This window comes from Paraglaciecola sp., from assembly GCF_051252315.1.
Classification (GTDB): Bacteria; Pseudomonadota; Gammaproteobacteria; order Enterobacterales; family Alteromonadaceae; genus Paraglaciecola.
Window position 1 is genome coordinate 1 of record NZ_JBPOFP010000180.1, and the last position, 5,857, is coordinate 5,857.

At 35.6% G+C, this 5,857-nt stretch carries 3 protein-coding genes and 1 pseudogene; all 4 read left to right on the forward strand.

Translation table 11 applies throughout. The features are described 5' to 3' along the window. Positions 1 to 531 precede the first annotated feature (531 nt). The gene (locus ACSHXM_RS20560) at positions 532 to 1,980 is read left to right on the forward strand and encodes a sugar porter family MFS transporter (protein WP_435692055.1); all 1,449 of its coding nucleotides are present in this window, start codon (positions 532 to 534) and stop codon (positions 1,978 to 1,980) included. A 471-nt stretch (positions 1,981 to 2,451) separates the two neighbouring features. Continuing rightward, positions 2,452 to 3,972 carry a sulfatase-like hydrolase/transferase gene (locus ACSHXM_RS20565; protein ID WP_435692057.1) on the forward strand — a complete coding sequence of 507 codons (1,521 nt, stop codon included), beginning with the start codon at positions 2,452 to 2,454 and terminating at the stop codon, positions 3,970 to 3,972. A gap of 543 nt (positions 3,973 to 4,515) precedes the next feature. After that, a complete protein-coding gene (locus ACSHXM_RS20570; RefSeq protein WP_435692060.1) occupies positions 4,516 to 5,424 on the forward strand; it encodes an AraC family transcriptional regulator in 909 nt (302 codons plus the stop codon). A 189-nt stretch (positions 5,425 to 5,613) separates the two neighbouring features. Next, a pseudogene (locus tag ACSHXM_RS20575) lies at positions 5,614 to 5,857 on the forward strand (GntR family transcriptional regulator); the annotation flags it as partial.

The window sequence follows — 5,857 nt, forward strand, 5'->3', positions numbered from 1 at the left end:
GTCAATTACCGTTCGATGGTCCTTATGTATTTCGAATTACGCGTTAAGTGATAGGTTTACTCTAATAATATTGGAATAACTACTAAGTCTAATTCATGAATGGAAGAAAGCTTCATTAGCTTAAAGTTTTTTGCCAAATTGAGAAAGTTTAATAGTTAATAAGCATCAAGCTCATGTTGGCGAACTGAATCGTGAGGTTAATGCTAGCTTATCACCGAGTAACATTAAAAGTAGGCCAGAAGTTATTATTAAGAAAGAATACTAATTATTATAGTTTTATAAAGGTTTAATTATGATGTTCTAAGAAGCGACGAAACTAAATTGGTCGCTATATAAGATAAATTAGTAAAACGTGACTATTCAACGTAAATAGTGAAGCTTAGGGTTAATTATACATAGATTATATTTGTTACCGTTAAAAATGATGGGACATATTAATTGAATACGACCATTTGAATACGGTGAGTAGTAACTCATAAGTAAAGAGAACCTTAACTTACTATAAGGTTTATCTATTATTGGATTTTAGCAATGGAACAAGACAATTTACCGACATGTCCAAGTGTTGAGTCATCGCAAAGTATTGAAGAACAACACAATTTACTACTTATTATTTTAATTAGCTGTGTAGCAACGATAGGAGGCTTCTTATTTGGTTTTGATAGTGGCGTAATTAACGGTACTGTTGAAGGTTTACAATCCGCTTTTAATTCCGACAGCATTGGCACTGGCTTTAACGTTGCTTCTATGTTGTTAGGTTGTGCATTTGGTGCGTTTTTTGCCGGGACGTTAGCAGATATATATGGACGCCGTTCGTTACTCATTGTTGCTGCGGTACTGTTTATTATTAGTGCATGGGGGTCGGGTGTTGCTGATAGTTCATTTGAATTTGTAATTTACCGAGTTATCGGTGGTTTAGCCGTAGGGGCGGCGAGCGTGATGGCTCCAGCCTACATTAGTGAAATAGCGCCCGCTCAGTACCGAGGTATGCTGACAACTATTCAGCAAGTTGCCATTATTTTTGGTCTGTTTACGGCTTTTATCAGTAACTATTTTCTAGCCGACATTGCTGGCTCGGCTGTTACCCCACTATGGATGGATTTTGAGGCTTGGCGTTGGATGTTTTGGATTGAATTAGCGCCTGCGGCTTTGTTTTTATTCGCTTTGTTTTTTATTCCTGAAAGCCCTCGATTTTTAGTCGCTGCCAGTAACAATATACAAGCACAAGCGGTTTTAGCTAAGTTATACGGAGAGAAAGCCGCCGGCACTAAAGTTGCTGACATTGGAAAGTCTTTGGCCGCAGATCACCATAGACCGAGTTTGAAGGACTTATTTGATAAAGTTTCAGGTAAGGTGCGTCCAATTGTTTGGGTTGGAATTGGATTAGCTGTATTACAGCAATTAGTAGGTATTAACGTTGTTTTTTACTACGGTGCTGTCTTGTGGCAAGCGGTTGGTTTTTCCGAAAGCGACGCATTGCTAATTAATATTATAAGTGGTGGAGTCAGCATTGTTGCTTGCATCATAACGATTATGTCTATTGATAAAATTGGGCGTAAACCTTTACTTGTGATTGGTTCACTGGGCATGACAGTTACGTTAGCCATTATGGTATTTGCCTTTGTTAGTGCAGATACTGATGCTAATGGTGATTTGGTGTTAGGTAGCTTAGGTACATTAGCGCTAATTGCAGCTAATGCTTACGTGTTCTTCTTTAATATTTCGTGGGGGCCGGTTATGTGGGTTATGTTGGGCGAAATGTTCCCTAACCAGATCCGTGGTTCTGGTCTTGCTATTGCTGGCTTAGCCCAATGGAGTGCTAACTTCGTTATTACTATGACTTTCCCAATAATGTTGGCGTCTATAGGCTTAGCTGGTGCATACGGCTTCTATTCCTTATGTGCATTGGCCTCAGTAGCCTTTGTATTTAAGTTAGTACATGAAACCAAAGGATTAGAGTTAGAAGACATGCAAGGTTAATATGACTAGAATCAGTCATTATTCTTTATAATTTAGGGTCGTACAGTATTCATAACCTCTAGTTTTATTGAAGCGGCGTCAACAACAATTGGGCTGACGCTGCCATTTCTTTTACGGGTTCATTGATGCGCTTATTCTGAGCTCATTAAAATCAAATTGCAGGCTATTAATTTCGATATTTAATAATACACATTGATATTCATAAATTAATTAGAGTTTTTTTACATCATTATTCACCTAGCGATAAAGTGTTTTTATATATTTAAATGCAGTATTAAAGCTGATATATTGCATTATAGGTGATTGGATTGCGTTTTTAGTTGTTTTGTTGTGTGTTTCTGTATTTAATATCTCATGTTGGGTTTGGGGTTGAGAGAATTCAAATGCTTGAAACATACTCAAATGGTAATTTTCGTGTTGATCCAATATTTTTATTAAGTAGTTTAGAATTTAAATTTTAGGAAACTAATCGTGAACAACAAAATTAAATACTTGTTGATAGCATTTCCGCTATTTTCATCAATCGGTTGTAGCCAACAATCCTCTACAGAAAGTATAAAAATAATAGAAAAACCTAATATTTTATTTTTGTTTACTGATGATCAGAGATATGACGCATTACGGGCGGTAGGTAATTCTGAGATTAGCACCCCTAATATTGATAAAATTGCCAAAAATGGTTTGGCGTTTACTAATGCTACTATTATGGGCTCCTCAAACGGAGCCGTATGTGCGCCAAGCAGAGCAATGCTAATGACCGGTCGTCATTTACCGCAGATAGAATCTCCAGAAGGGGATACCATCAGTAATCGATTGACAACATTGCCACAGCATTTAAAAGAGTCTGGTTACCACACTTTTTATACCGGTAAATGGCATAATGGTAAATCCAGCTTTAATCGGAGTTTTTCGGCAGGTAAAAATATATTTTTTGGTGGCATGTCAGATCATTATAAGGTGCCTTTGCATGATTACGACCCGACAGGCCAGTATGATAAGGAAACTGTTTTTTATAAAGAGCAGCATAGTAGTAAAATATATGGTGACTCCGCCGTTGAATTTCTTGATACCTATATAAACACTAAACCTTTCTTTTTAACTGTAGCGTTTCAGGCTCCACATGATCCAAGACAAGTCCCAGATAGCTTCCTTAATCAATATACTGCTAGTCAGTTAAGCCTTCCTGATAACTTTAAACCTCAACATACGTTTGATAACGGCGAGTTAGATATTCGAGATGAATGGTTGAGTAGCACGCCAAGAAAGCCAGAAGTCATTAAACGTCATATTCAATCCTATTATGCCATGGTTACCCAGATAGATATCGAAGTTGGCAGGATCTTAAATGCGTTAGAAAGAGCAGGGCAGGCAGATAATACCCTTATTTTATTTGCCAGCGATAATGGTATCGCCATTGGTCAACATGGTCTAATGGGCAAGCAAAATTTATATGAGCACAGCATTAAAGTCCCACTATTAGTCAGTGGTCCTGGTATTAAGAAAGGCAAAACTAACATGCCGGTTTATATTAGCGATTTATTTCCGACATTAAGTGAGTTGCTCGACCTGCCCATTCCATCGACCGTTACTACAGAAAGTTTTGCAAATAGACTCACGTCAACAGATGAATCGAATGCCCGCAAGCATTCAATTCATATGTATAAAACCTATCAACGAGCTATCCGTACGGAACAATTCAAATACATTACTTACAATATTGATGGCGTAATCCGTGAGCAATTATTTGATCTGAAAAATGATCCTCTTGAAACTCAAGATTTGATTAAAGTTCAGCCAGAAACGGCGAACGAGCTCAAAATGTTACTGCAAAGCGAATTGCCTAAGTTAGGAGATAATATCAATTTTTCAAAACCTGACTGGGGCGTTACTCATACGCCAAGTTGGAGTGAAAAAATGCTTAAAACAAGCCCTGAAGCGTATCAAAAGTTAAAAAAACTTGCTGATGCGGATAGAGCCAAACTCGAGGGTTAAGGCGTTTTGAACTTCGCTGTATAAATATTATTCTAATACCAATCCGTTTTGATAAGTGATCAATTATCAAGTCGGGTTGGTATTAATTCAAGTCAACACGCTCTAATTAGGATCCAAGTTAACTTATAAGTTAATAATGGAGTACTCATGTATAAAGTCGATCGTTTTCGAAAGTTAATCTAGTTAACCATATTTAAAAGTCTTGTTTTATATTCATAGAAATACATCTTGCGTGTTTTTTAGTTAAGTATAGATAACTGCATGCGTGTTAACCGTTTTAAACCACCGAGCTGGTAAATATTATAAATCTTAATCAATGTCTAAATATCACCAATATCCTTGAATTTTCAGGCGTTTGTGTTTTGTGTCATTTTTTACACAATTATGCTTTTGGTGTTTATTACAGCAAGTTAGTGATTATCTACAATTTTAACATAAGTTAAAAATATATTAAAAAAAGTTTACTTTAGTTTGCTGTTTTGATGTTTTTTTGCTTATAATAATGCACATATGCTTTGTTGTTAATTTTGATGAGGAATTGTGATGGAAGCTTTATTTAAAAACATTTCACCTAGTGAAGGAAGCACTTTCAAGTGCCAACAGTTAACCAGCTCTTGCTTTGAGTCTGATCATAAATGGCACTTCCATCCTGAATATGAGCTTATTTGGGTAGTTGAAGGCGAAGGTACACAGGTTATTGGAGATAGTATTAGCCCTGTGCAAGCTGGTGATTTGGTATTTATTGGCCCTAATTTGCCTCATTGTTTTTGCAGTAAAACCAAAAATAATGAAAAACCTGATTTTAAATGGATAGTTGTTCAATTTAAAGAAGAGTCAATAGGAGCTGGTTTTTTAGAGCTTGTAGAAGCAGGGCATATTGCAGCTTTATTTAAACGTTCGTTACGTGGGTTAAAAATCAACGGTAAAACAACCCTGCGTATTCAACATGAAATGAGTAATATGCTAATTGAATCTGGTTTTGCAAAAGTGCTAACTTTGTTACGAATTCTCGATTTATTGGCAGAATCAGATGAAACGAATATGTTAGTAGGAGTGGATTATGAGAACTGTAATGATGTTAATAAAATTAATCTACGTCGTCTTAAAACCATTCAAGATTATACTCTACAAAATCTTGGTAGTGATATTTTTCAACCAGAAATTGCCTCTAAGGTTGGACTAACCCCACAAGCATTTAGTCGTTTTTTTAAGAAAGTAGCGGGTATAACCTATGTTGCTTTTGTCAATAATTTAAGAGTTAACAAGGCGTGTCAGTTGCTTATTGAATGTAAGTTAGATATTACTCAAGTTTCATTTGAGTCAGGTTTTAAAAATATTTCTAACTTTAATCGACAGTTCCAAAAGCAGAAAGGTAAAACACCAAGTGATTTTCGGAATATGTATAGAATGTTAAAAGTATCAACGGACTATCAAGAATATAAGGCAGGGTAATCGTATATAGTTTGATGAAATGTATATATTTTAACTCATCACGTATAGTGATAGGTGTTTTAAACGATTTTATTAGATTGGGTTGAAGTTTTATCAAGAGTATTTAAGATTAAGACCTTTAAAATGTATTTTTGTATAACGTTTATGTCGACTTAAATGGCTGTGCGTTTTTGATTTTGTGAGCTTTCTTTGAGAAAAAAAACCTTTTTATTAAAAAATACTATTAACAGTATTTTAAGTTTGATAGATGAATTGGATGAAGGGCAAGTAACTTTACCTAATGATATACGTTTAACTAAGTTATTTAATATCAGTCGTTCCACAGTAAGGGTTGCTGTAGCAGAACTATGTGACGCGGGTATCATTAAAAGAGAAGGCGCCGCAAAAGTTGTTTTAAGACGACCTAAAAAGGATGATTATTATGAGCTTGAAC

Coding starts and splice junctions, on each gene's coding strand:
- ACSHXM_RS20560 (WP_435692055.1), top strand. CDS start 532: ATGGAACAAGACAATTTACCGACATGTCCAAGTGTTGAGTCATCGCAA.
- ACSHXM_RS20570 (WP_435692060.1), top strand. CDS start 4,516: ATGGAAGCTTTATTTAAAAACATTTCACCTAGTGAAGGAAGCACTTTC.